Origin of the sequence: Pseudofrankia sp. EUN1h (assembly GCF_001854645.1) — a bacterium.
GTDB classification, from domain to species: domain Bacteria; phylum Actinomycetota; class Actinomycetes; order Frankiales; family Frankiaceae; genus Pseudofrankia; species Pseudofrankia saprophytica.
On record NZ_MBLN01000025.1, the window covers coordinates 186,633 to 213,167 of the forward strand.

At 70.3% G+C, this 26,535-nt stretch carries 14 protein-coding genes; 7 read left to right on the forward strand and 7 right to left on the reverse strand.

The features are described from left to right. Positions 1–5: 5 nt before the first annotated feature. Positions 6–3,179 carry a tubulin-like doman-containing protein gene (locus BCD49_RS07165; RefSeq protein WP_083401319.1) on the reverse strand — a complete coding sequence of 1,058 codons (3,174 nt, stop codon included), beginning with the start codon at positions 3,177–3,179 and terminating at the stop codon, positions 6–8. Positions 3,180–3,276: 97 nt separating this feature from the next. Then, complete coding sequence (locus tag BCD49_RS07170) at positions 3,277–6,147, reverse strand: vWA domain-containing protein (RefSeq protein WP_027140331.1); 2,871 nt, start codon at positions 6,145–6,147, stop codon at positions 3,277–3,279. Positions 6,148–7,256: 1,109 nt separating this feature from the next. On the opposite strand from BCD49_RS07170, the gene groL reads away from it, so the two are divergent. From groL to BCD49_RS07185, 3 genes are all read left to right on the forward strand, one after another. After that, the gene (groL, locus tag BCD49_RS07175; protein ID WP_007516590.1) at positions 7,257–8,879 is read left to right on the forward strand and encodes a chaperonin GroEL; all 1,623 of its coding nucleotides are present in this window, start codon (positions 7,257–7,259) and stop codon (positions 8,877–8,879) included. Positions 8,880–9,098: 219 nt separating this feature from the next. Then, entirely contained in the window at positions 9,099–10,151 is a 1,053-nt protein-coding gene (locus BCD49_RS07180) for a phospholipid scramblase-related protein (RefSeq protein ID WP_027140330.1), read from the forward strand. Between the two features lie 343 nt (positions 10,152–10,494). Then, the gene (locus BCD49_RS07185; RefSeq protein ID WP_007516594.1) at positions 10,495–11,190 is read left to right on the forward strand and encodes a Uma2 family endonuclease; all 696 of its coding nucleotides are present in this window, start codon (positions 10,495–10,497) and stop codon (positions 11,188–11,190) included. A 93-nt stretch (positions 11,191–11,283) separates the two neighbouring features. On the opposite strand, the gene BCD49_RS07190 is transcribed toward BCD49_RS07185, so the two are convergent. From BCD49_RS07190 to BCD49_RS07205, 4 genes are all read right to left on the reverse strand, one after another. Next, on the reverse strand, positions 11,284–14,364 hold the full coding sequence (locus BCD49_RS07190; protein ID WP_007516596.1) for a KGGVGR-motif variant AAA ATPase: 3,081 nt from the start codon (positions 14,362–14,364) through the stop codon (positions 11,284–11,286). A 63-nt stretch (positions 14,365–14,427) separates the two neighbouring features. Continuing rightward, positions 14,428–16,260, reverse strand: coding sequence for a TIR domain-containing protein (locus BCD49_RS07195; protein WP_071041298.1), 1,833 nt, complete (start codon positions 16,258–16,260; stop codon positions 14,428–14,430). 1 nt (position 16,261) lies between these two features. Beyond that, positions 16,262–18,871, reverse strand: coding sequence for a vWA domain-containing protein (locus BCD49_RS07200; protein ID WP_158072934.1), 2,610 nt, complete (start codon positions 18,869–18,871; stop codon positions 16,262–16,264). Between the two features lie 423 nt (positions 18,872–19,294). After that, positions 19,295–20,932: a DNA repair helicase XPB gene (locus BCD49_RS07205; protein ID WP_007516601.1), complete on the reverse strand. Its 1,638-nt coding sequence runs from the start codon at positions 20,930–20,932 to the stop codon at positions 19,295–19,297. Between the two features lie 325 nt (positions 20,933–21,257). Here BCD49_RS07205 and BCD49_RS07210 point away from each other — a divergent pair, with 325 nt between their 5' ends. Continuing rightward, positions 21,258–22,322 carry a DUF5926 family protein gene (locus BCD49_RS07210; protein WP_083401321.1) on the forward strand — a complete coding sequence of 355 codons (1,065 nt, stop codon included), beginning with the start codon at positions 21,258–21,260 and terminating at the stop codon, positions 22,320–22,322. Positions 22,323–22,499: 177 nt separating this feature from the next. Beyond that, the gene (locus BCD49_RS07215; protein ID WP_007516604.1) at positions 22,500–23,654 is read left to right on the forward strand and encodes a geranylgeranyl reductase family protein; all 1,155 of its coding nucleotides are present in this window, start codon (positions 22,500–22,502) and stop codon (positions 23,652–23,654) included. 82 nt (positions 23,655–23,736) lie between these two features. Here BCD49_RS07215 and BCD49_RS45820 read toward each other — a convergent pair whose 3' ends face one another. Next, entirely contained in the window at positions 23,737–24,759 is a 1,023-nt protein-coding gene (locus BCD49_RS45820; protein WP_007516606.1) for an ABC transporter ATP-binding protein, read from the reverse strand. 188 nt (positions 24,760–24,947) lie between these two features. On the opposite strand from BCD49_RS45820, the gene BCD49_RS07225 reads away from it, so the two are divergent. Both BCD49_RS07225 and BCD49_RS07230 read left to right on the forward strand, forming a co-directional pair. Further along, the gene (locus tag BCD49_RS07225; protein ID WP_007516607.1) at positions 24,948–25,694 is read left to right on the forward strand and encodes an ABC transporter permease; all 747 of its coding nucleotides are present in this window, start codon (positions 24,948–24,950) and stop codon (positions 25,692–25,694) included. Beyond that, on the forward strand, positions 25,691–26,533 hold the full coding sequence (locus tag BCD49_RS07230; protein WP_007516609.1) for an ABC transporter permease: 843 nt from the start codon (positions 25,691–25,693) through the stop codon (positions 26,531–26,533). Before BCD49_RS07225 ends, BCD49_RS07230 begins: the two co-directional genes overlap by 4 nt. Positions 26,534–26,535 lie beyond the last annotated feature (2 nt).

The following is a 26,535-nucleotide window of genomic DNA, read 5'->3' on the forward strand; positions in this document are numbered from 1 at the left end:
GTCCGTCACTCCAAGCCGGTCATGTACTCGTACAGTTCGCGGAGGTTGCCCCGTACGGCCTCGAACTCGGCGAAGGGCCGGGTCTCGGCGGCGGGGAATGTCTTCGTCCAGAATTCGAGCAGCTGGTCGGCTCGGCCCCGGCTCCCCGGCGGCAGGCCTTCGCGGAACTTCTCGACCCGCGCGGACTCCTCCCTGGCCACCTCGACGAACGCCTGGTAGACCTCCGAGGGCGCGCTCACGTCGTCGGTCAGGCCTCGCGGGCGCATGACCCGCAGGCTGGCCGCGAACTGGCGGCGGGCCGAGTCGTCGTCCTCGACCGTCCAGAGCTCGTAGGCACGCAGCAGCGAGCCCCAGGACGACGTCTGCCCGACCCGCTGCAGCGGCAGCCGCATCGGCTGCGCCTCGGCGTACTCGACCGCCTGGACCAGCACCGCCCGCGGCGACTCGAGCGGCCCCTCGACCTTCACCTGGCCGTTCCACATCGCGCACATCAGCCGGTGCAGGATCAGCTCGCGGTTGTCCTCGGTCATCGCGAGCCAGCCGAGGTGGTAGCCGAGCCGCTGCCGCCACCGCAGGTAGTCGGCCTGGTCGTTGACCTGCGCCGACCCGGCCCAGAACCGCAGCAGCTCGCGGACCTCGCGGACCTCGTTGATCGCCATCGAGGTGCGGAACAGCACGATGACGATCGAGTCGGCCTGCGCCGGCCGGAACTCGGTGACGGCGCCCGAGTCGGCCGGCAGCGCCAGCTCCCGCTTGAGGTAGCCCTCGACCTCGGCGCCGGGAACCTGTTTCACCTCCGGGTGCGCGATCAGGATCTTGAGCTGGCCGCTGCCCTGGGGGGTGAACCCGCCCGGCAGCAGGGCGCGCAGCTGGTCGACGAAACTGCGCAGGTCCACCGGCTCGACGTCGGGCGCCGCACTGCTCGCCGCCMTGGCCAGCAGCCGCCCCATCGACGGCAGCAGGGGCACGCCCTTGCCTTCCGCCTCGTCGAACAGGGCCTTGATCTCCTGCTTGAGCCGGTCGCGCAGGCCCGCGACCGCGCGCTGCGACGAGCCGCGCTCGGTGATCTCCTCGAAGGCCTTCTGCCAGTCCTGCCCGCGTAGCAGCACCCGCAGGACGTCGGCCTCGCTCGCGCCCTCCGGGTGGTTGTCACGCTGGATGAAGCGGCGCAGCACACCGCGGTAGAAGACGTCGAGGTTGCCACCCGACGGCAGCAGCTGGCGGATGCCCGTGCGGTCGCGGCTGAGGGCCACGGTCCGCCGGTCGAACTCGGCCGGCTCGGCCCGGGCGAACACCCGCAGCGCCTCGGCGAAGTCGTCCACCATGGCGACCGCGGTGCTCAGCTTCGGCTGCCACACCCGGGTCTGGCGGCCCCAGGCTTCGTGCCACAGCGCCCAGGTGTTCCACCTGTGCCAGTCCCGCAGGGTGGCCAGCGAGAGCTGCACCGGCGGGTCACCCCACTTGGCCCGCGACACGGTCCGGTTGCGGATGTCCGGCAGCAGCGGGGCCGCGGCCGAGACCGGCGGCCGGTTCGGCGGCTGCGGCGGAAGGTTCTTGCGCCCCTCCAGGAGGCCCAGCAGCCCCACCTTGTCGTTCGGGTCCATCAGCGCCTGGTGGCCGTGGATGACGCGCTGCAGCCGGAAGAYGTCCGTCTCCGCCAGCATCACCTTCACCGCCTCGACCGGCTGGAACCGCTGGCCGGCGATCTCCGGCACCCGCTGCTCGAGCTGCTGGCGCTGCGCGCGCAGCACGGCGCTGATGCTGTCGGAGTAGTCCGTGAGCGACCGCCTGATCTCCGCGGCACCGTCGACCATCCGTGGCGCGCCCACCGGAAGCTCGGGACGGTCGAGGATGTCGGCCAGGTTCGCCGCCCGCGCCGTCCGCCCGATCAGCGGGATGTTCTGCTCGGTACCACCGGCCGCCGGGACGTCGAGCAGCGGGACGGCGCGGGCCAGCAGCCGGCCGGCGACCAGCTCGGCGAGGTCGTCGCCCGGCACCGTGAGCGAGGCGACCAGGCTGGTGGAGACGCCGCGGTAGCCGATGCCGGAGTCCGCCGGCGTGTTGCGGGACGCGGCCGCGTTGATGAACGAGTCCGCGAACGACAGGAACGTCTCGCCGACGTGGGCCGCCCGCTCCGGCGGCTGCTCGGCCGTGATCAGCGAGAGCACGAGCGACGCGATCGACCGGTGGATGTCGTCGCGGTCCATGCCCGGCGTGCGGCTGAACAGGAACCCGGTCTGCACCGTGCCCGGCGCGATCTGGATCTTACGACCAGGGTAGGCCACGTCGACCGCGCGACCGATGTTGTCCGAGTGGCCGAGCACCATCTGCGCCTTGCGGGCGTTCTGGTCGTCGACCAGCCGGAACAGGTCGAGCAGAGCCCGGCCGCCGTTGAGCTGGGCGGAGCGCCCGCCGCCCCTACCGTCGTCGAACGCGCTGGGCATCAGCACCAGCGGGTAGATCTGCACGGCGATGCTGGCCCGGTCGAAGGCATCGGCGATCAGGTGGAGGTAGTCGTAGAAGATGCCGGTGCCGGTGCCGCCCGCGACCGAGAAGGCCACGAACACGTCACAGCTCTGGCCGCTCCTGCCGCCGAGGACGCCGAGCTCCGCGCCGGACCTGCTCACCGCGTCGATCGCGGCCCGCAGCGGCTGCTGGGCGGGACCGACGTCCTCGCGCACGGTCTCGAACAGTGCCGCGCGCCCGACGGTCGGCAGCTGGCCGGCGCCTCTGCTGATCGGGGCGACCAGCGGCTCGTCGAGCCGCGGCGGCAGCCAGGACTGGACATACTCGCCCGCCGCCATCCGCAGGTTCGCGGCCACCTCGGAGTAGGTACGAAACCGGGGGACGAGCCCACGCACCAGGTGCGCGTTGCGCGCGGCGGCCTGATGGTAGGCCGGCCCCGGCACGGTGGCGCCGTGGATGCGGTCCAGCTCCGCCTCGTTGAGGTCCGCGTAGACGAACTGCAGACAACCTGGCAGTTGATAGGGCAGGTAGCTGGAGTTGCCGTGCACTCCCATCCGCTCGGCGAACGCCGTGCCATCCGGCCCACACAACGCCTGCCGCAGCCGCCGCTCCAGCTCGGTGCCGATCGCGCAACCGGTTCCGCCCAGCCCGACGAAGACGAGCGGCTGGTAGATGTTCAGCGGGAAAGGGTTAGTTGGCGCTGGCATCGTCATGCGTATCCCGATCCTGCTCTGTGTGCTCGTGGTTCCGCGGCATGTCCGTCGACGGCTGGCAGGTGTGGGTGCCGGGGCCGGGGCCGGAGGCGAGTGGTCAGTTGCCGAATGGGTCGTTCCCCCACTCGTCGCCCCAGGTCGGGCCCGGTTGCGGCGCCGTCGGCGGTGCCTGGCCCGGCTTCGGCTCCTGCTGGCCGGGCGGCGGCTGCGCACCGCCGTACGTCGACCCGCCGGTGTACGTGGGATTGCCGCCGTACGGGTCGGCACCGGGGTAGCTGGGCGCGCCACCGGTGTAGGTGGGCGCTCCTCCCGTGTAGGTGGGCGCTCCTCCGGTGTAGGTGGGGGCGCCGCCCGTGTAGGTCGGCGCGCCGCCGTACGGGTCCGCGCCCTCCGAGTAGGTCGGGTTGGCGCCGAAGGGGTCCTGGCCGCCGGGAGCCGCGCCGAACGGGTCGTGCGCCGGGGGGGTCTGGCCGCCGGGGGCGCCGGCGGCGCCCGGAACGCCGCCGCCCGCGGCAGCCTGGGCCGGCACGCCCGGGTAGGGGGATCCGAACGGGTCCGCGCCACCGTAGGAGAACGGGTCGGCCGGAGTCTGGCCGCCGCCGCCCCAGGGGTCGCCCGGCGCCGGCGGCACGACACCGCCGCCACCCGCGCCGACCCGCCGGTCCTCGATCCGCAGCAGCAGCCCGGACGCGAGCGGGATCGGCGTGTTCGCCGGGTCCGTCCGCCGCTCGCCGCTCGGCTGGATCACGGTGAGCTGGCCGTGCTTGGCCCGCCGGACGGTGTACACGTCCGCGGCCTCATCCGGGTTCGCCAGCGTGAGGATGATCGCCTGGCCGGTGTCGCGCAGCACGAAGCGGAACTGGGGCGCCCACCGGTTCGGCGCCGGCAGGTCAGCCACCGGCCCGCCCTGGGCGCGCGACGCCCAGGCCTGCAGGTAGGACACGTCCGCCGCGCGCCGCCAGCGGGCCCGCAGCAGGAGCGCGACCAGCACCGCGAGGATCAGTACCGCGAGCCCGATCAGGAACCAGTACCAGTACTTCGCGAAGAAGCCCGGTGGCGCCTTCACGTCGAAGGCGAGCGATTCCTCGTCGAGTACCACGCCCTGCCCGCCGCCCGTGGCGTCGAGGGCGCGCAGCACGCCGGCCCGCTCGCCGTAGGCCGCGTCGGGCGCGATCCGGATCGTCAGGTCCTTGGTGAACCTGTTCTGGCCGGCCCGCACCGTCACCGTCGTCGGCTCGACCGTCGCGCCGGCGACGCCGTCGAGCGCGATCTTGATCTCACGGTCGGAACCGGTGGTGTTGTCGGCCGTCAGGGTCGCCGTGATGCGGTCGCCCCGGTGTGCCGAGGTGATCGCCGGCACCTGCAGCACGACGCCGCCGGAACGCTCCCCCGGGATCGCGTAGCTGGCCGACTGCACCGTGCCGCGCAGGCCGATGGCGGACTCGTCGGTGACCTGGATCCGGCCGATGAGCGACAGCCCACCGGTCGCGGAGCCCGGCACGGTCACCGTGCCCGAGAAGGTGGCGTCGTGCGCCGTCTTGTCCCCGCCCTGCCCGTCGTCGGTCAACGTGACCGCCTGCGGGTCGAACCCCTCGCCGGAGAGCCTCGCGTCGAAACTCAGGCCCTCGAGAATTCCGGGATCGGTGACCGCGATATTGCGGCTGGTGATCAGGCGCACGGTGGCGACGGCCGTCTCGCCGGGCTTCGGCGACGGCGGGTCGAGCCGGATCACGCCGCTGAGCTGGCCCAACCAGGTGAGGTCGGAGGCGACGGTCTGCGGATCGGCGCTGTCCGGCCAGGTGAACGTGACCTTCCACGTGCCCGGGATCGGATTCGTGATCGACAGCGACTCGGAGCCGGGCGAGCTGGTGTTCAGCGTGTACTCGGAACCGTCGACCGAGCCGGTGCCGCCGACCGCCTTGCCGTTCGGGTCCGTGAAGGTGACCTTGATGTCCTTGTTGCGCTTGACGGCGGTGATCGTGGCGCGGGACGCGATGACGGGGATCGTCTGGGTCAGCGTCACCGGGCTGCCGGGGCCGCCGTCGTCGTGCTTGTCCGGGTCGATGTGCAGGCAGGTCGCATTCGCGAGCGCCTGGTGCAGCGTGAATATGACCTCCTCCGCGTTACCGGCGAACCGGTAGGCCGGCGCCGCGGGAGGCACCTTGCAGTCGGTCGTGGCACCCACGCCGATCGTCGCAAGGTGGTTCATCCAGGAGACATCGAGCGAGGAGCCGAATCCGACCGGCCAGATCTGCACGCCCAGCCGCTGCGCCTTGGCCTTGATCGGGCCGTCGATCAGGGTCTTCGCCGCGCCGATCCGCTGGTTCGCGACCGCCGGGTCGCTGCCGTTCCCCGAGCCATAGCGGGGGCTGTTGTCCACGCGCAGGCCGCCGTCGGTCAGCAGGAACACCACGTTGAACACGCCGTCTGTCTTGTTGTCCTCGAGAATGTTGAGGGCGAGATCCAGCGCGGCGGCATGGTCGGTCCCGCTGCCCTCGGCCTCGGTGCGCAGCTTCAGCTTGGCGAGGCAGGAACGGAAGTCGGTACTGCCGACCGGGGCCATCGGGCAGGTGTCGTCCGCCGCGACCTGGCCCGCCTTCCCGTCGTCGGTGCCGAAGCCGACGACCGCGATCTCCGACTCCGGGTCGAGCTGGCCCTCGGCCGCGATCAGGCCGGCGGCCTGTGCCTCCTGGTCGACCTCCGCCGGCTTCAGGCTGTTCGACTCGTCGACGAGGACTACGGCATGGATCAGTGGGCTGCCGCTCTTGCCTACGCTCCCGACGGTCTCGGAGCCCGAGCCGCCGGGAGAAGTCGTCGCGGGTGTCGTCGGCGCGGCGCTGGCCGGCGACGTGCCGGTCGCGGAAGGACTCGGCCGACCGTTKGACGCGGTTGTCGCGGTTGTTTGCGCCGCTGCCGGGACAGCTCCGAGGACGGCGAGAAAAACACCCAGGGCGACGACCGCGGACAACCGGGACCGAGCCGCTGACCAGCGTCGATAACTGTTGTCGAAACAATCAGCGCGCCGGCCGTCGCGGCCTATCCGAACACGGCGTGACTGAACTGGGCGCGGCTGAACTGGGCACCGCTGAACTAGGCGCGGCTGAACTACTTGAGCCGCGAGAATGTCTCGCCCCTGCATCGCTCGCTGCCTCCCCCATGGCTCGCGCGACGACGGCCCCCGGGACCCTGGGCGCCTTGCGCGGCCTCACCATGAGCTGACGGACCAACGACGTCGTCCGCCGACCGCCATGGACACAGTTAAGCCGTGCGCCCCGCAACATACACCCCGATCCGGAACCTTCGGTACCTTCCTGTCCGAACAGGCCAACCCGCTATCAACGACGGCCGCTGGGACGGAAAGCTCCGCCACCACATTTCCTGCGGCTATAACATCCGTGTGAATCGCCGCAGGTCGGGGCGGTCGGGATCCTGACGCCCGAACAGGCCAGCCACCGACCTGGACGCGGCGGCGTGCCGGCGCCCCGGCACGCCCGGTCGCCGGGCCGCCGCCCGGTGAGGCTCCCGCCGAGCGCCCGCTCGCRCCTCCCCGCCGAGTACCCGCTCGCGCTTCCGTTGCCGGGCGCCACCGCGCCCCGCCTCCGCTCGGCGTGAAGCCGTAGGCGATGACGCCACCCCATCCGCGCAACCGCCTCGACCCGGAACCACGCGGGGAGGCTGACCAGCGATCACGCGGGGACGGGGGTCAGCACCGACGGGCGCCCCGCCACTGGGGCCCCGCCACTGGGAGCGAGCTTGCACTCACCAGGGCCGAGTGCTAAACAGGGAGCTGGCACTCGGGTAGTCTGAGTGCCAGCAGGCTGAAACGACGAGGCTTGTCGTCACGATCGGGATCGCCCTGTTCGTTGCCCTTCGGGCAACTCGCCGGGCTCCCGCGTAATGCCGGCCCAGGGGGGCGACCCCCTGGAACCCCCGGTGCGCCCGCTTGCGGGCGCTGGCAACTGGTCCGTTCGCCCCACGGGCGCTGGCGGGCTGGTGTCGTGGCGAAGCCGTCCGTCGCGGGCGTCGTTGTGGCCAGGCCATCACATTGCCATATCCCTGTGGGAGGACTCCGACACCATGCCGAAGATCATTGCCTTCGATGAGGAGGCGCGGCGCGGCCTGGAGCGCGGCATGAACCAGCTGGCCGACGCCGTGAAGGTCACGCTTGGTCCGAAGGGCCGCAACGTCGTTCTGGAGAAGAAGTGGGGCGTACCCACGATCACCAACGACGGTGTCTCCATCGCCAAGGAGATCGAGCTCGAGGACCCGTACGAGAAGATCGGCGCCGAGCTCGTCAAGGAAGTCGCCAAGAAGACCAACGACGTCGCGGGTGACGGCACCACCACCGCGACGATCCTGGCCCAGGCGCTGGTCCGCGAGGGCCTGCGCAACGTGGCCGCCGGCGCGAACCCCCTGAGCCTGAAGAAGGGCATCGAGGTCGCCGTCGAGAGCGTCTCCGAGGAGCTCTCGAAGCAGGCCAAGGAGGTCGAGACCAAGGAGCAGATCGCCTCGACCGCGTCGATCTCCGCGGGCGACCCGGCCATCGGCGCCCTGATCGCCGAGGCCCTCGACAAGGTCGGCAAGGAAGGCGTCGTCACCGTCGAGGAGAGCAACACCTTCGGCCTCGAGCTCGAGCTCACCGAGGGCATGCGCTTCGACAAGGGCTACATCTCGCCGTACTTCGTCACGGACGCCGACCGTCAGGAGGCCGTCCTCGACGACCCGTACATCCTGATCGTCAACAGCAAGATCTCGGCGGTCAAGGACCTGCTCCCGCTGCTGGAGAAGGTCATGCAGGCGAGCAAGCCGCTGGCCATCATCGCCGAGGACGTCGAGGGCGAGGCCCTCGCGACCCTGGTGGTCAACAAGATCCGCGGCACCTTCAAGAGCGTCGCGGTGAAGGCCCCCGGGTTCGGTGACCGCCGCAAGGCCATGCTCGGCGACATCGCGATCCTGACCGGCGGCCAGGTCATCTCCGAGGACGTCGGCCTCAAGCTCGAGGGCACCACCGTCGACCTGCTGGGCAAGGCCCGCAAGGTCGTCGTCACCAAGGACGAGACCACCATCGTCGAGGGCGCTGGCGACCCCGACCAGATCTCGGGCCGGGTCAGCCAGATCCGCAACGAGATCGAGAAGTCGGACTCCGACTACGACCGCGAGAAGCTGCAGGAGCGGCTGGCCAAGCTCGCCGGCGGCGTCGCCGTCGTCAAGGTGGGCGCGGCGACCGAGGTCGAGCTCAAGGAGAAGAAGCACCGCATCGAGGACGCCGTCTCGAACGCGAAGGCGGCCGTCGAGGAGGGCATCGTCGCCGGCGGTGGCGTCGCCCTGCTCCAGGCTTCCGTCACCGCGTTCGACAAGCTCGACCTGAGCGGCGACGAGCTCACCGGCGCGAACATCGTCAAGCTCGCGCTCGAGGCGCCGATCAAGCAGATCGCCTTCAACAGCGGTCTCGAGGGCGGCGTCGTGGTCGACAAGGTGCGCAACCTGCCGATCGGCCACGGCCTCAACGCGGCCACCGGCGAGTACGTCGACATGCTGGCCACCGGCATCATCGACCCCGCCAAGGTGACCCGCTCGGCGCTGCAGAACGCCGCGTCGATCGCCGGCCTCTTCCTCACCACCGAGGCCGTCATCGCCGAGAAGCCCGAGAAGAACCCCGCCCCGGCCATGCCGGGTGGCGGCGGCGAGATGGACTTCTGAGTTCCTGAACTCACGAGTTCACAGCACGTAGGAGGGGCGGTCCCGGAAGGGGCCGCCCCTTCGTGTCTGCGCCGCCGGGCGGCGGTCCCGGCCGCGTCTGCGCCACCGGGCAGCGGTGCCGGCGCGGCCCGAACACCGGTCGACTACGAGAAGTGACCGGGTGGGGGATGTCGCGTGGGTGGCATGGCCTTTGCGCGTGGCCAGTGAAAGGCTTGGCGCATGTCGCAGAATTCCCCCACGCCGGGCTGGTACCAGGACCCGTCCGGGGCGCCGGGTCTCCGGTGGTGGGACGGCACCCAGTGGACGACGCACACGCAGCAAGCACCACAGGGACAGCCGACGCCACCGCCCCAGGCGCAGCCACAGCCGGCGCAGCAGGCCCCGGTCGCGCAGCCGGCCGGTCCCTACGCGCCCCAGGCTCAGCCGCAGCAGCCAGGCGGCTACCCGCAGGGGCCAGGACAACCAGGGCCCGGATGGCAGCAGGGGCCTGGGCAGCCCGGACCCGGCTACCCGCAGGGGCCTGGGCAGCCGATGCAGTGGGGGGCTGCCCAGGGCGGCCCGGGAGCGCCGGGCGGGTACGCGCCGGCGCCGGTGTTCACGTCCGCCACGCCGGACAAGATCCAGCACCAGGTCCAGCAGCAGGCCGGAGTCGGCCCGGTTGGCCCGGGCGGAGGCTCGATCTTCTCCGAACCGGTGCTCGTGGTGAACCAGAAGACCCAGCTCATCGAGGTCACCAACCAGTACGCCGTCTTCGACCAGCAGGGTCGCCAGATCGCCTCGGTGGTCGAGGTCGGGCAGAGCACGGTGAAGAAGGTCGCGCGGGTGCTCACGTCGCTCGACCAGTACATGACCCACACCCTGGAGGTGCGCGACCCGGCCGGCATGGTCCAGCTGGTGCTCACCAGGCCGAGGAAGCTGGTCAAGTCGCGGGTCGTCGTCACTCGGCCGGACGGCGCCGAGATCGGCCAGATCGTCCAGCAGAACGCGATCGGGAAGATCCGTTTCGGGCTGATGGTCGGCGAGCACCAGGTCGGCATGATCAAGGCGGAGAACTGGCGCGCCTGGAACTTCGCCATCGTCGACCACAACGACGTCGAGGTCGCCCGGATCACCAAGACCTGGGAGGGGGTGCTGCGCACGATGTTCACGACGGCCGACAACTACGTCGTGCAGATCCACCACCGACTGGCCGACCCGCTGATGAGCCTGGTCGTCGCCTCCGCCCTGACCGTCGACACCGCCCTCAAGCAGGACTCCCGCGGCTGGAACTAGCACCCCGCTACACCCACCACACCCACCACGGACGTCCTGCCTCTGCGCGGCAGCGACACCTGACCGGTTGAGCGCCAGCGACGTGTCGCCGTGGTCGCGGATTCGACCAATCGCGACCACGACGACACACCCGCGGCGATCATGGACGTAGATCCGGCCGACCGGCGGACGCGGGACTACGGGGAAACTCGCGCGGCAAGAGGCCCACAACCGGCCGATTGGCCGAAGGTCGCGCGACAATAGGTGAAACCCGCGCGGCCGGCGGCCTACGGCAGGTCGAAGGCCGGCTTCGGTCAACAACCTCTTAGACAGACGGGCGGGCGGGCGACAGGATGGCCGCGTGATGCAGCAGGCAGTCACACAGGCGCGCAGGCGCCTTCCTTCGGTGGTCCTGCCCGCCCCGCCGGTCACGGTGGCCGTGCTGGATGCGGCCGAGGCCGACGACGGACGGGTCGAGCTCCTCGACGGGCTGTGCGTGCTGCGCCCGTGGCCGACGCCGCTGCGCACCCGGGTCACCCAGCGGCTCGCCGAGCGGCTCGCGGACGCCGCCCCGTCGGGCGCCTACGTCTACCCACACGGCGTCAGCATCGAGGTATCCGCGCGCACACTGCTCGCCCCGGACATCGTCGTCGGCCCAGCGCCCACCCTGCTACCGGCGCCGGCTCCCACGCCGCCCGCGCCAGGAGCCGGCCAGGCGGGCGCCACGCCGCCCCCGGGCGCCGGCGGGCAGGTACCCACGAGCGCCGCGGCGAGGAGCCGGATCGCCGAGCTGCCGTTCCTCGTCGTCGAGGTCGCCGACGAGAGCACCCGCCGCTACGACCGAACCCTCAAGCTGGATATCTACCGGGAACGCGGCGTCCCCTCCTGCTGGTTGATCGATCCGGACCCGGCCGCGGCGACCGCCACCATCGAGGTCTACGACCTCGTCGACGGCGCCTACGTCCGCACCGCCGAGGCCCGCGGCACCGACCCGCTGACCGTGACGCGCCCCTTCCCGGTCACGCTCGTTCCGGCCGACCTGATCGACCCGCCGGACTAGCGAGCCCAATAAGGCAGCTCAGCTTTCCCAACCACCGCGACCAGGCGAGTTCTCGGAGGAAAGTAGTCACAGGAAGCAGCCTGGCCTTCGCGCTCATTCTCCTTGGGGCCGCTCGTCTTTGTCGGTAGTCGGCCCCTCTCGAGGATCGGGTCGAGGCGTGGACCGACGCCGAGCGGCCGGCAGGCGCCGCGCCGACGGGCGCCGGGGCTCCGCCAGTCCCATCAGCGACAGGAGCCGGTCCACGTCACCGACCTCGCCCACCTGGACGAGCTCGCGCCGAACCAGGACACGAGCCTCCTCCTTGTCGAACCCGCGTTCGTCCACCAGCCACCGGCCGATGTCCCGCACGTCGTCAAGATCCTCGAGTCTGAGTCTCGTCCAGGCCGCCCGTACCGCCGCCGTGGCCGCCGCCTCGGGGCCCGGATCGAACTCCATCCGCGCCAGCAACGTCTCGCCGAAGTTCCTGTCGTAGATCCGGTCGCGAATCCTGGCAAAAGCCTCGGCATATTCCCGGACGACACCTATCCGATTTTCACGCCACAGGCCTATCGCTTCGGCGAAGTGCTCGACCGCCTTGTCCGCGTTCCCGTTCTCGTCACCGTCGTACAGTTCGCCAAGATAGTAGTGGCTGCGCACCATCAAACCCGGAAGATGATCAGCTCCCTGCTTTCGTCTCACCAGGTCCAGGGCTCGCGTGTGGGCATCGAGGGCGTCGTCCTGGTGGATCTCGAACTGTCCTCGGCGGGTCAGGATCTCGTGCCCTGTGACAACGTCGAAACGCTCCGAGCCAGCCTCGTTCATGAAGCGCTCGGCCAGCTTGTAGCTATCGAGAACCCGGCCCCTTGCCACGCTGGAGCCGTCCATGCGTTCCTGCCTGATCAGCCCGAGCTCCAGCTCGGTTCGGGCCAGCCCGGCGGCATTGTGCAGACGCTCGAACAGCTGCCTTGCCGCCAAGGCACGGTCCTGCCAGTCCGGCGCGCGTCCGGAACTCTCCGTTGTGCCGGGATCCGCCGACCACCGCAGTTGCGCCAAGGTGAGCAACGCCTCAGCCTTTTCCGGCAGGAGACCCGTGGAAGGCATCCGCTGGACGGATTCGTCGATCCGGTCACCAACAGCGCGGGACTCACCGGTCGAAGCCGGCGCCCCCCGCGCGAGCTCCGCCCAGAAGAGCAGGGCATGGACGCGGACCCGCCATGTCTCGACCACGTTCGCGCCGGCGGCCGACGCCGGATCGGCCAGTTCGAGAATCTCCGTCAGAAGACTGCGGGCCCGCGACTCCTCGCCGTCGAGCATCTTGATCCTGCCGAGACCCAGCAGGGCACGGATCCGGAACAGCCGCAGCCGGCCCCGCTTCGGGTCGTTCAGCGCCTCGCCAGTGCTCCCCCCGGGCACCTCCGCCCCGGCCACCCCGGCCGACACCACCGGCGCGGCATCCAGGCGATGTTCCTCTCGGGCGACCCGTTCCAGCGCCTCCTCGAAGTCACGCAACGCGCCGGCGAATCGACGGCTCTCCAGCGCGAGCACACCGCCGCGGAGAAGCTGCTCGATGATCTCCTCGCGGTCCTGCCGCCGCCGGGCGTACTTGAGGCGCTGCTCCGCCAGTTTCTCGGGATCTTCCGGCGAGTGCCCCGGGTAGCGGATCCGGTTGTCTGCCGGCGGCCCGGCCGCCTGCCCACCGTCCAGCGGCGCGCCAAGGAGTTCCCTCACGACCAGATGCGCGACATCAGGCGCCAGACCATACAGCGGCTCTCCCGGCAGCGTGCCTGACTGTTCCAGGCCATCTTCGTCGTGCACCAGGACCGGATGCAGGATCAGGTCTCTTCCTGGAGTGAGTCGTTGTTGTGCGCCCGTGATCAGGAGATCTGTCGCTATTCTGTCCGAAAATTTCCGGGGAATTATCGGAACCACGCAGAAGGCTCCCCCGGATTCTTGCTCAACCTCCTCCAGAATTTCGGCGCCGAAAGATCCGGTGACCTTGCTCCTGGTTCGTCCGCCGCGCCGGAATGCCTTGCTGGAAGCAGGCCCGTGGTCCATCTCCTTCGGAGGGTACAGGGCCACCTGGAAACCGAGGAACCGCAGCTCCTCCGCCAGCCACAAGGCCCATCCCACTTCCGCCGGTCCATAGGTGACGATGACGTGAGAAAATGCGGACTCGCGGCGACGCATTGCTCGCTCGCGCAACTCGTCGACTCGAGCTCTGCTCGGCAGCCGAAGCTGCGCCAACGATCGGTCGGTGTCCGGGTCGCCAGCCGTCAGGTAGTGAGCCAGGTTCTCGCAGGCGCGAATCACGTCGTCGCGCAGGCCCGCCACGGGAGCAGGCATCTCCTCGAGCGCCCAGGATGGCTTGTACGGGACCTCGACATCCCGCCAGTACCTGCCGAGATCGGTCACCCGGAACCCGCTGTCACTATCCGCGGACTGCTCGACCAGCAGTTCGTTGAGGAGTCTCCGGTACTCCTGCCGCGCGGCATCCAGCCGCACCCCCTCGGTGACGTCGAGGCGGGCAGGAACCGGGAAGACGGTCTTCCCTCGGTTTCGGAGCTCCGCTGAGACGGCCACAGCTCCATCGATGCTCTGCCGGCTCATCCCGAAGCAGTTGACCACCCGGTCGGCGAGAGTGAGCATACTGATCGAGACCAGCTCGCCGACCCCGGTCCTGCTGTCGACGAGTACATATTCGTACTGGTCGACAAGCGCCGCCTTGAACCGCTCGAGAAAAAGCGAGGGAGGATCCTCCCTGTTGCTGGTCCGCTCGGCATACAACAGTTGCCAGTCAAAGTCCACCAATTTCCGCGAATAACGCTCGTCGCGGTAGCCTGCCGGCATGAGGTGGACGTGCCCCCTGCCGAACGAGGCGCCGATGTCCCGGACGACGTAGGTCTCGAGTAAGTCGGCCAGAGCCCGGTCGACGTCGTTTTCCACGTCACCGTCGGGCCCGGACTCGTTGCGGAGCCCACCGTAGTCGACCATCAGGTCCAGGAGGCCGGGACTGAGCAGGACCTCTGCTTCGAGGGCCTTCGGGAAGAACCAGTGAAGCCCGGGCGCCTCGAGATCCCAGTCGATCACCAGCACCTTCTTCCCGCAACTGGCGAGTATCCAGGCGACGGTCGCCAGCACCGTCGACCTGCCGACACCTCCCTTGAACGAGTAGAAGGTGATCAGCTCGCCAGCCATCGTCTCTCTCCGTTGAGCCTGAATGGCATCGCCTGGCCGGCCGCCGACCCATGCCCGATCTCGCTAGGCACTGACGCCACCGCCAAACGCCGGCAGCGGGCCGTCGGCAGTCGCGGCGCCGAGGACCGCGGCGTAGAAGGCACGGTGGTCCTCGGGCATGTGGAGCTGGTGCCGACCGTTGCCAACCCAGTCCCGTACCGCTGGGAAGGCCACTMCTTTCGTCTCGTCCACGTAGCCTTCGGTTACGATCCCGGCAACCTGATGATCCTCCGGGTTTTTCGGGACGAGCATTTCACACTCGCATTTGGCGAGAAATTCACCGAGAGCATCCCTGCGCTCCTCAGAGCCGATAAGGAATGCGTCCACAATGACGATCGGAGTCGAGGAGCCGGCTCTTTGGAGCGCGTCCTCGATGCCCGCGGCTCTTTCGATCTCCATCACGTCGCGGTCGGCGTCCTCATGCCTCTGGGCCTCTCGAAGCGCCTCACGAGCCTGATCAATGAGAGGGGTGCGGCTCTGGTCGATTCCACGGTAGGGCTTCCAGCCGTTCCGATCATCGCCATAGTAGCGGGCGCGTGCTGTCGGCTCACGCTCGCCGAAGTCGTTTGGATCTAGCTCGTCGACGGCCGCGACCATACGGACCAGGCTCACCGGGCGGGCCGTGCTCCGCTTCCTGGCCCGTCTCAGCTCGAAGAACCTCCCGCACCGGGAGTACGCCATGCCCGGATCAAACGGCGCCGGCGGCATGATCCTCTCCGGCGCCTGACCACCCGGRAAGCTCCGCGAGATCCGCTCGGCGAACAGCCACATCATCTCGATGTACCAGGAGGAGTTCTCCCGGTCCTCCTGGAGTGCGAGCAGGCCGGCTCTGGCGTACTCCCCCTCGCTCGCACTGTTGCCGATCTGATATGTGTCGCGTACCTCCTTGAGTACCTTTTCCTGTTCCAGCATGGGGAATACCAGGCTCCGCTCCGACCAGAGCACCGGCAACACGAACTTGGGGCTGCCGTCGTGACCGTTCTTCGCCCGGTTTACTTTTTTTATTCTCTCTTCGAACAGCCACCAGGCCCTGGATGCCGCCTCAGACTGGCTGTAGTTTCGCGCCAGGAGCGGGACGAACACGTGGCTGCGGCGCAGCTCGTCGAGGTGGTCGCGTCGCCATTCTCCCGCGGCCTCCAGAGCACTGGCATCGACCGAAGTCACCTTGCTGCCGGGGCGGYCGACGAACCCCAGGTACTTCGCGAGGTCGTCGGAAAATTCCTCGATCTGGTCCAGCGCCGCCCTCGACGAGTGATGCACGAGAATTTCCAGCGGGCCGGGAGTCTTGTGGGGGTCGAATTTCCTCTCCCACGCGGAGAACTCCTCGTCCAGGCGGGAGTTCAAGTCGAGAGTAACCCGGTCGAGACGGTTCCCTATGAGAGTGACGATGGATCGAAGGATATCCTGGTAAGTTGCCGACTTAGATTGCATCAAATACTGGAGGCCGCGTTCGGCGTATGTCCTCCTCGGCGTTTTTCCCGCGATCCCGTAGTCGATCGAGGAAATTTCCGGAGGTAGTTTGACGCAGTCCTGGGGTGACCAGAGGATCGGCTGTAGGAGGCCGTGCCGATCCGCGGTCCGTCCCATCCGTCGCTCGAAGTGTCGCCACTCCTTGGAACAGACGTCAGAGGTGAAGTAGTTGGGTGAGACGAGCGGGAGAAATACCTGGCAATGGTCCAGCTGATACTTAAGGTCATCCTGCCACCGGTCGATGCTGCCCAGACTGGTCGCGGAGAGAAAGACCTTCGCGTCCAGCTCGGCGAGTTCGATGCGACGCTCGAGATCCTCCTTGAACCGTTGCACGTTCCGGAGAGYATCGTCGTCCGAGCGGAAGCTGATGAAGATGTTCACGGTCATGTCAGTCGATCACCACGTCGGCGTGCCCTGGCTGATACGCCTCGTCACCGCGACGTTCGTCGGAGAGTTCCAGCCGACGGCGCGATCCGGACACCGGAAGCATCCCGCCCCAATCCCAGTCGAATTCCTGCCATCGGACGTTCGATCGCCGCCGGAACTCGATACCTCCGGGCGCCCGACGAATCCGGTACTCCGCCCTGTCCGGCTCCACTTCGATGAGCCGGCCACCGTCCTCGTCGGAGACGCTGAAGGCCAGCTCCACCGCGGCCGGGTCGCGTGGTACGAAGCGATCGCCCCTGGCGCCGTCGACCCACAGGTACACGGTCAGGCCAGTCGCCGGGATCCCATGGTCGGAATCCGCCCACGACGGGGGTGTCGCCGGCTCCGGGCCGGCTGGTGGCGTCGGACGGTGGAGCAGCTTTCGCCAGAGCGCCAGCCATGACCGACGGCTCAACCAGGCAAAGACACAGACCATGATCAGAACCAGCAGGGCGACGACACCAATGAGGGCCTTGCTCAGGGTCGAGAGTCGTTGTCCATCGGCTCGTTGAGCGGGCTCGCCTTGCCGGCTGGGCTGGACGGTCACGGCGCCCAGGTCACGCCACTTGAGGCGGGTGAATCGTTCGTCGGCGAGCTGGTCGACTTCGAGAAGACCACGTAGCGGCCCTGGCGGGGCGTCTTCGGCCACGTGCAGCGTGTACTGGATCCGAATCAGTCCGGGGCCAGCCGGCTGGGGGTCGCTGCCAACCGTGACCATCCGGGGGTCGACGTTGGCCGGTTGCAGGAAGATCTTGGGCGGGTTCGCCTGGTCGACTCCCGAGAGGGTGACCGTACCCGTGATGTCTCCGCCAGGCTGGACGGTCGCGGGAAGTGCGTCATCGAAGGTGGCCCAGAGGGCAGCTCCGAGTACGCCGCCCGCGATGCTGGTCACGAACGTGGTCTGGGCACAACTGGCCGGGTCCTTCCGGCCAGGACACAGGGGAACGCCCAGGCTGCTCCCACTCACTTCGGCGACGAACACCAACGGTTCCTGCGCTCCTGAAGGAACCGTCACCGCGCCGCCGTACACGCCGTCCCCCGGAGCGCCGGACCGCTCGACTCCTCCGGGACCGTCGTCGCCCAGCGGGACGAAGGGCGATTCCTTCTCGGAAAGGCTGACGTCGCCCTGCCCGGCCAGGCGGACCCGCACCATCACCTTGTCCATCAGGCCACGGTTTCCAAACGAGTCCCGCTGGCCGGCCAGCACCACCTTGACGGGCACCTCGGTACCCGGGGTGGGCGACAGCCCGTCGATGTCCAGGCTGGCTGAGACCGACCAGGAGGGCACGACCGTGATCGGCTGCTCGGAGGTGACCGTCCAGGCCCCTGGCGGCGGATTGGTGATCCGGAGGCTGACCACCGTCCCCGTCCCGGCCACGGTGACGCTCCTACGGAGGTAAGCGGACAGCCCACCGTTCTGGGCGCCGGCGTCCGGCGCGGGCCGCGTCCCACCGTTCCCGTCGGCGTCAGGCATCAGGAACCGCGGTTGCGAGGCGCTCGTGCCGCCCGCCTGCGGCAGAACCGTGATCGTCGCCTCCGCCGTACCTGCCGGAATGGTGACGGTCACGCGGGCGCCAGCTGGTCCACTCGCCCGGGCGCCCCAGTTGGTGCAACGAGCCGCCGCGAGCATCGTCAGCAGCCCGTCCGGCCCGGTCATGGTCAGGTGGCCGCTGTCCGCGAGCCAGGGGATCACCCGCCGCTCGGCGGGCGTGCTCCCGCAGTTGGGCGCGGCCGGGACCCGCGCGCCAGCCGGAGCGCCGTGGCCGACCAGCTTGTCAAGCGCGAAGACGGGTGAACCGGCAGGGTCGGAATACCGATGTGGACGCTTCCCGACCGCGATCGGCCAGAACTCGACGCCAGCTGGCCAGGAGATATCCGGCAAAATCGTGTCGACGATTTCGCCGGCCGCCTTGAGGTCGTCCGGGCTCGACTTGTCCGACTGATCGTTGTCGAGGTCGAGGAAGCCGTCCGTCAGCAGGTACACAATCCGCCGGCGCGGCTCGCCGGACTGGTCGGCGGTCGTGAGAGCCGAGGTCGCCGCCTTGAGCGCGGCCCGGTAGTCGGTGTTGTTGCCTTCGGCCGTGGTCCGTCGATGGATCTTGCCCAGGCAGCTCGAGAGTTTCTTCGTGTTCTCGATCGCCGCGAGCGCGCAGTGCGTGTCGGTCCCACTGTTCTGACCTCGCGGACTACCGAACCCGATGACGGCGAGGCGGTCATCCTCGCCGAGATCGGTCGCGGCGATGAGGCCGATCGCCTGCTTCTCCAAGGCCATCGCCTGGTCATCGAGCGAGCCGGACTCGTCCACCAGAACCACCTGGTCGACGGGTCGCTGATCGGGATCATGCTGCGGCCCGAGCGCCTTCGGTCCACCATTTGTGTCAACTGTTGGAATCTGCTCCGGCCTGTCGGGCGATGTAGTCGGCCGATTTGTCAGCCGCGCGCCGTCGCCGCCCGGATTCGTGGCCGCGGCTGCCGGGTCACCGGCGCCCGTCCCGGCGGCCAAGCCCAAGGCGAGGATGAGCGTGCAACTCGCCGCCCCGACGCGCATCAGGGCAGCGCTGCCCCCCGCCACGATTGGCATCAAACGCAATGGACACCCCCGTTACTACGCCCATTGCGGTCGAACACTACCGGATGTCACTTATCTGGTCACTCGTGCGACCCAGCATCTTGCGGACAGACTCCGAGCGAGTACCCAAAAGATCGATCAAGCCTCGGCCAGGTCGTCAGTCGACACTGAGGGAACACTGCCTACGCGATTGGCCGGCTATCAGCGACAAACGTCGCACCAACTCGACTGGCTGGTGGGGGCGTCCCGGTAGGCCAGCAGCGGGTCGCGCCAACGCCAACGAGGCGAATTAGCCAGCCGACCGGGATTTCATGGTCTTGCCGCCGTCCGGGACCGGCCGAGCAAGAACGGGCAGGAACGGCACGCCGGGCTGGGCCCACGCGGGCAGCGCAACTGCCGGTCAGGCCGGTGGTCGCGACGAGGTGGTCAGGCGATGTCCGCCGCGTCGACGATGGTGTAGGCGTAGCCCTGCTCGGCGAGGAAGCGCTGGCGGTGGGCGGCGTACTCCTGGTCGAGGGTGTCGCGGGAGACGACCGTGTAGAAATGCGCCGAACGGCCGTCGGCCTTGGGGCGTAGCACGCGGCCGAGGCGCTGCGCCTCCTCCTGGCGGGAGCCGAACGTGCCGCTGACCTGAATGGCGACACCTGCCTCCGGCAGGTCGATCGAGACGTTCGCGACCTTGGAGACGACCAGTGTGGTGATCTCCCCGGTCCGGAACGCCTCGAACAGTCGTTCCCGTTCCTTGTTACGGGTGCTGCCCTGGATCACAGGCGCGTCGAGGTTGCGCCCGAGCATCTCCAGCTGGTCCAGGTAGGCGCCGATGACGAGTACCCGGTCGTCGGAGTGCTTTCGGACGAGCCGTTCGACGACGCCGTGCTTGGACAGCGCGGTCGCGCACATCTTGTAACGCTCGTCGGGTTCGGCGACGGCGTAGGACATCCGCTCGTCCTCGGTGAGAGTCACCCGGACCTCGGTGCATTCGGCCGGCGCGATCCAGCCCTGCGCCTCGATCTCACGCCAGGGCGCGTCGTACCGCTTCGGGCCGATCAGGGAGAACACGTCACCCTCGCGGCCGTCCTCGCGCACGAGCGTCGCGGTCAGTCCGAGCCGGCGCCGCGACTGGATGTCGGCGGTCATCCGAAACACCGGGGCGGGCAGCAGGTGAACCTCGTCGTAGACGATGAGGCCCCAGTCTCGGGCGCCGAACAGGTCGAGGTGCAGGTACTCGCCGCCGCGGCGGGCGGTCATGACCTGGTAGGTGGCGATCGTGACCGGCCGGACCTCCTTGCGCTCCCCGGAGTACTCACCGATCTCGTCCTCGGTCAGCGACGTTCGCTTCAGCAGCTCGCTACGCCATTGCCGGCCGGCGACCGTGTTGGTGACGAGGATCAGGGTGGTGCTGCTCGCCCTGGCCATCGCCGCGGCGCCGACGATCGTCTTGCCTGCGCCGCTGGGCAGCACGATCACGCCCGAGCCGCCCTCCCAGAAGCCGGCGACGGCGCCCTTCTGGTAGTCACGCAGCTGCCAGCCTTCCTCGTGCAGCTCGATCGCGTGGGCCTCGCCGTCGACATAGCCAGCCAGGTCGTCGGCCGGCCAGCCGAGCTTGAGCAGCGCCTGCTTCAGCCGGCCCCGCTCGGACGGATGGACGATGACCGTGTCGTCGTCGACCTTCGCGCCGAGCATCGGCGCGATCCGCTTCGCCCGGGTGACCTCGACCAGCACCGCCCGGTCGATGGCCCGCAGCACCAGTCCGTGCACCGGGTCGTTCTCCAGGCGCAGCCGGCCGTAGCGGTCCATCGTGTCGGCCACGTCGACGAGCAGCGCGTGCGGCACGGCGTACCGGGAGTAGGTGACCAGCGCGTCGACGACCTGCTCGGCGTCGTGGCCGGCGGCGCGGGCGTTCCACAGCGCGAGCGGCGTGATCCGGTAGGTGTGGACGTGCTCGGGAGAGCGCTCCAGCTCGGCGAACGGCGCGATTCCCGCCCGCGCCTCGTTCGCGCGCGGGTGGTCGACCTCCAGCAGCAGCGTCTTGTCCGACTGGACGATGAGCGGCCCGTCAGCCACGGGTTCGCCGATCCAGCAGGGATCCCGGGGACCCCTCGTACCGGGATGGCCTGAAGAGCATGACTCGACGGTACCTGCCCTCGAAAAGGACACCGCACGGCCACCAACCGTAGCGGTGACGGGCAAGAGGTTGACCACGCACCGAGGAGCGCCCGAGTCCGCGGTAGAGCGGCGGTCATGCCCTAGCCTTACGACGTTCGACCGAAGACCGCGCGATCGTGGCGAAGCCACCCGCGGCCGGAGGCCGAGATCCAGACCGATCCAGTCCAATCCAGACCAGTGGACGCCAGCCGAACGGCTGCGTCCTTGACATCGGGAGCCCGCCATCGCTCGCCGAACCGCCCCACCGCCTCATACCTCCGCCGCGGCGAGCGGCGCCGTCGGCAGCGTGCCCGAGGTGGGACCGCGCCAGCCGTGCCCCTGCGGCTCGGGCCGCCGTTACAAGGCCTGCCACGGCGCCAGGACGCGCCCCGCGCCGGTGCTGCGGCCGTTCGCCGGCCGTGCCGACGAGCCGGACCTGGTAGCGCTGCGGGAGCTGGTACCCAGCGCCACCGCGCCGCTGGCGCTGCACCCCGACCATCTCGCCAAGCACCCCGAGCACGCCGACCGCAAGATCACCATCGGCACGATGCTGCCGCAGGCGGCGCCCGCGCTGGTCCGGGACACCGGTGAGATCCTGCTGGCCACCCAGACCCTGACACCCGGGCTCGACGCGTCGGCGGACATCGCTGGCGCGCTGCTGGCGGCGCTCGCCGCGGAGCCCGGCACGGTCGTCGCCGACGGTCCGGTCTCCGCGCTGGGCACGGTGGAGCGCCTGCCGCAGGGGCTCGCCGGCCTCCCCCGCCTCGTCGACCTGCTGGACCCGGCCCGGCTGGAGATCACCGTGCACCCCGGCTTCGGCTGGTGGCTGCCGCCGGCCGAGGACGACTCTCCCGGCCTGTCCGCCGAGGTGCAGTCCAGCCTCGAACGGGCGAACGCCACGGTCGTGCCCACCGCCCGGCTGAGCTCCGTCGAAGCCGCCTACTGGACCCATCCCGGTGACAAGGTCCACCTGCGCTGGGTGCTGCCGTTCCCTGCCGAGGAGGACGGCGCAGCCGGCCACGCCGGAGCGGGAGCCGAGGAGCAGCTGCTCGACGCGCTCGCCCGGCTCGCCGCCGCCGGCGCGTTGACCGTCGGCGAGGGGTCGCGTTTCGTCGGCTCGTTCCGAGCCGACGGGCTCGTCGTCCCGGTCTGGGACCTCGCGCCGGACGCCGACGCGGACAGCTGCGAGGAGCCGGCGGCGGCCCTGCGCTCCGCGCTCGACGACGTGCTGGCCGACCGCCGCCCGCTGACGAGTGAGGAGCGTCGCATCCGCGCCGGCGTCGTGGGCCGCACCCTGACGCTGCGTTAACACGCCCTGACCTGGCTGGTATCTGGCCCGGTTCAGGTTCTGGCCAGACCCGGGCCTGGCCAGAACCTGGTCGGGTGGGCGCGGGCATGATGGCGGCGGGACCGCAGACGAAGGCGAGACGAGGCAGCCCGCCGCCGCGACCGAGACGAGGCCACTCCTGATGCCGGACCGTGCCTGATGGCGGACTTCGACGTCGTCGTGATCGGGGCGGGGCCGGCCGGGGCCGCGGCCGCGCGGGTCGCCGCCACGGCGGGAGCCCGGGTCTGCCTGCTCGAACGGGCCGTGCTGCCGCGATACAAGACCTGCGGCGGCGGGCTGGTGGGGATGTCGCGCGACCAGATCGCCGCCGCCGGGCTCGACTGGGCCGAGCTCGCCCGGGCCCAGGTCGACGCGCTCACCATGACGCTCGACGGCCGGCTGAAGGTCACCCGGCGCCGGCGCGACGGCCAGTCGATCCTCGCGATGGTGATGCGCCCCGAGCTCGACGCCGCCCTGGTGGACGCGGCCAAGGCCGCCGGTGCCGAGGTTCGAACCGCGACGACCGTCACCGAGGTGCGCGACGCCGGCGCGGACGGGGTGGCGGTGGCGGTGCGCGGCGGGCCCGACCTGGTCGCCTCGGTCGTCGTCGGCGCGGACGGGACGTCCTCGCGGGCGGCCGGCTACGTCGGGGTGCGGTGTGACCAGGTGGACCTCGGCCTGGAAGGCGAGTTCCGGGTGCCGTCGTACCTCGCCGCCCAGTGGGAGCGGCGGATGCTCCTGGACTGGGGCCCCGTGCGCGGCTCGTATGGCTGGGTGTTCCCGAAAGGCGACGTCCTGACGGTCGGCGTGATCGGGTCGCGCGACGAGGGCCCGGCGCTGCGCGCCTACTACGAGAAGTTCGTCGCCTGGCTGGGCATCGCCGACCTGCCCCGTCAGCATGACTCCGGGCACCTCACCCGGGTGCGCGCCGACGACTCACCGGTGCGCCGCGGCCGGGTGCTGGTCGCCGGGGACGCCGCCGGCCTGCTCGACCCATGGACGCGGGAGGGCATCTCGTTCGCGCTGCGCTCCGGCCGGCTCGCGGGCGAGGCCGCGGCCGCGGCCGCGGGCGGCGACCCCGCCGCGCTGGACGCCTACCCGGCGCGGATCGAGGCCGTGTTCGGCTCCGAGCTCGCCGCGGGCCGGGTGCTGCTCGGGCTGTACAGCCGCCGTCCCGAGCTGATGCACACGATGATGTCGGCCGGCCCCGGCGCGTTCGGCCTGTTCACCCGGATCATCGACGGCCGCTCGACGATCGCCCGCCAGCTGCGCCGCCCCGCCGTCACGGCCACCGTCGCGGCCTTGTCTCGTTAGACCAGTGGCCTGTCGCGGTGGACCGGAGGTCAGGCGCCGCCCGACGCGCGCCGCGCCGGGCCATCAGGCCGGGTTGGGGCGGTCAGCCATCCTCGGCCGAGCGCAGCGCGGCGTGCAGCGAGGCCGGGGTCAGATAGCCGGCGAAGTCGCTGGGGCCGTCACCGTTGCCGTTGCCGGCCTCGTAGACGGGCAGCCGGGCGTCGTCCCGGGCGAGCAGCGCGGTCAGCGCCTCCGAGAGCATGGAACCGATGACGATCGAGGGCGTCGCGCTGCCGTCAGGCGAGCCGTCGGCGGCCGCGGCCGGTTCGAGGGCGTCGCGGCGCAGCGGGAGGACGTCCAGTCGGCGCAGGGTTCGTTCGGCGCCGGTGAAGTCGGCGACGAACGGGGTCGCCGGGTGGGCCAGGATGCGAGCGGGGGTGTCGATCTGCTCCAGGCGACCCCCGTCGGGGCCCGCGCGGAAGACCGCGACCCGGTCGGCGAGCCGGATCGCCTCGTCGATGTCGTGCGTGACGAAGACGATCGTCTTGCTGATCTCCCGGCGCAGCCGGGCGAACTCGTCCTGGAGGCGCGCGCGGGCGATCGGGTCGATGGCCGAGAACGGCTCGTCCATCAGCAGCACCGGCGGGTCGGCGGCGAGCGCCCTGGCGACCCCCACCCGCTGCTGCTGCCCGCCGGACAGCTCGTGCGGGTACCGGTCGCCGACGACCGCCGGGTCGAGCCCGACCAGTTCCAGCAGCTCGTCGGCCCGCGCCCGGGTCCTGGCCCGGTTCCAGCGCAGCAGCCGGGGCACGCAGCCCACGTTCGCCCGCACCGTCAGGTGYGGGAACAGGCCCACCTGCTGGATCACGTAGCCGAGCCGGCGACGCAGCTTCACCGGGTCGAGCGAACGCACATCCTCGCCGGCGAGCAGGATCCGCCCGGCGGTCGGCTCCACCAGCCGATTGATCATCTTCATGGTCGTGGTCTTGCCGCACCCGGACGGCCCGACCAGGCAGACCAGCTCGCCGTCGCCGATCTCGAAGGACAGATCGGCGACCGCGACCGTCCCGTCCGGGTAGGTCTTCTCGACCCCCTCCAGGACGATCATCGACTCGCTAGCCGGCATGAGGGCCGCCCTCGGCCGACGAGATCGACGAGGTCCACGAGATCGACGGGATTGACGGAATCGACGACGGAATCCGCGCCGCCGGCTCGACGCGGGTCGGGAGAACCGGCGGGGGCGACGTCGACGTTCCGCTCATTCCGGGCAGGATAGTGGGTATTGGCACCTCGTCGGTCGGATAGCGTGCGGGTATGGCCTCGGCGGGTGGGAGCTGCCTCACGCGCAACGAGTGGATCTGCGGCCGGTATCTGAGCACCCGGTCCGACGAGATCCTCGCGGCGCTGCGCGAGCACATCGACCTCACGGTCACCTCGGTCGCGCTCGGCGTGGCGGTGGCGATACCGCTCGTGCTCGTCGCGCGCCGCTGGCGGCCCGCGGTCGGCCTGATCGGCGGTGCCACCAGCATCCTGTACACGATCCCCTCGCTGGCCTTCTTCGCGCTGTTGCTGCCGCTGTCCGGGCTGTCCACGACGACGGTACGCACCGGCCTGGTGGTCTACACGCTCGTCATCCTCTTTCGCGGCTTCATCGCGGGACTTGACGGTGTGCCACCGGACGTCCTGGAATCCGCGCGCGGAATGGGCTACGGCCCGATCCGGATGCTGCTCACGGTCGAGCTGCCGTTGGCGCTGCCGGCGATCGTCACCGCGCTGCGGGTCGCGACCGTCTCGACCATCGCGCTGGTGACGGTCGGCGCGACGATCGGCCACGGCGGCCTCGGCAACCTGATCTACGACGGGCTGGGCAGCACGTTCAAGGCCGAGGTGTTCACCGCCTCGGTGCTGTGCCTGGCACTCGCCGTGATCACGGACCTGCTGCTCGCCGGCCTGGAACGACTCGTCACCCCGTGGCGGTGGCGCAGGCGCAGGCCCCGTCGGCCGGCCGGTCCGGCCGCCAGCCCCAGGACCGCCGCGGCCTCAGCCGAGGTGGCTTCGTGAGCACGGTCGCCGACGCCACCCGCTGGCTGACCGACGGCGCGAACTGGTCCGGCGGCGGCGGGATCCCGGCGCGCCTCGGCGAGCACCTGACACTCACCGGGGCGTCCGTCGGGATCGCCGCGGCCCTCGCGTTGCCCGCCGGGATCTGGCTGGGCCACCGTGGGCGGGGCGGGGCGCTCGCGGTCAACATCTCGGGCGCGCTGCGCGCCGTGCCGACGTTCGCCGTGCTGGTACTGCTGGCCATCGGCCCGCTCGGCATCGGCGACCGGACGACGATCGTCGCACTGGTCCTGTTCGCCATCGCCCCGCTGGTGGCGAACAGCTACGTCGGCGTGCGCGAGGTGGACGCCGGCGCGCGGGAGGCCGCCCGCGGCATGGGCATGTCCGGCTGGCAGGTACTCACCCGCGTCGAGCTGCCGCTCGCACTGCCCCTGATCATGCTGGGTGTCCGGCTGGCGGCGGTGCAGGTGGTGGCGACGGCGACGATCGCCGCGCTCATCGGCGGCGGCGGGCTGGGCCGGTTCGTCGTCGACGGCCTCGCCCAGCATGACCAGCCGAAGGTGCTTGGAGGCGCCGTCCTCGTCGCCGTGCTCGCCCTCGCCGTCGACGGACTGCTGCTCGGTCTCACCCGGCTGATCAGCCCAACCGGGGCCACCACCCGCCGAGGAGCCGGCCAGCGCGGACGCGGACGCGTCCGGTCGTCCGGCTCCCCCACCGGTCCGGTCATGAGCTTGGCCGCCGGCCCCGCCAGCCCCGCCGTCGGGCCGGCGGGATCGGCGAGACCGGCGGGACGGGCGGCGGGGCGGTCGGATCAGGTGGAGCACTCGGATCAGCTGTAAGC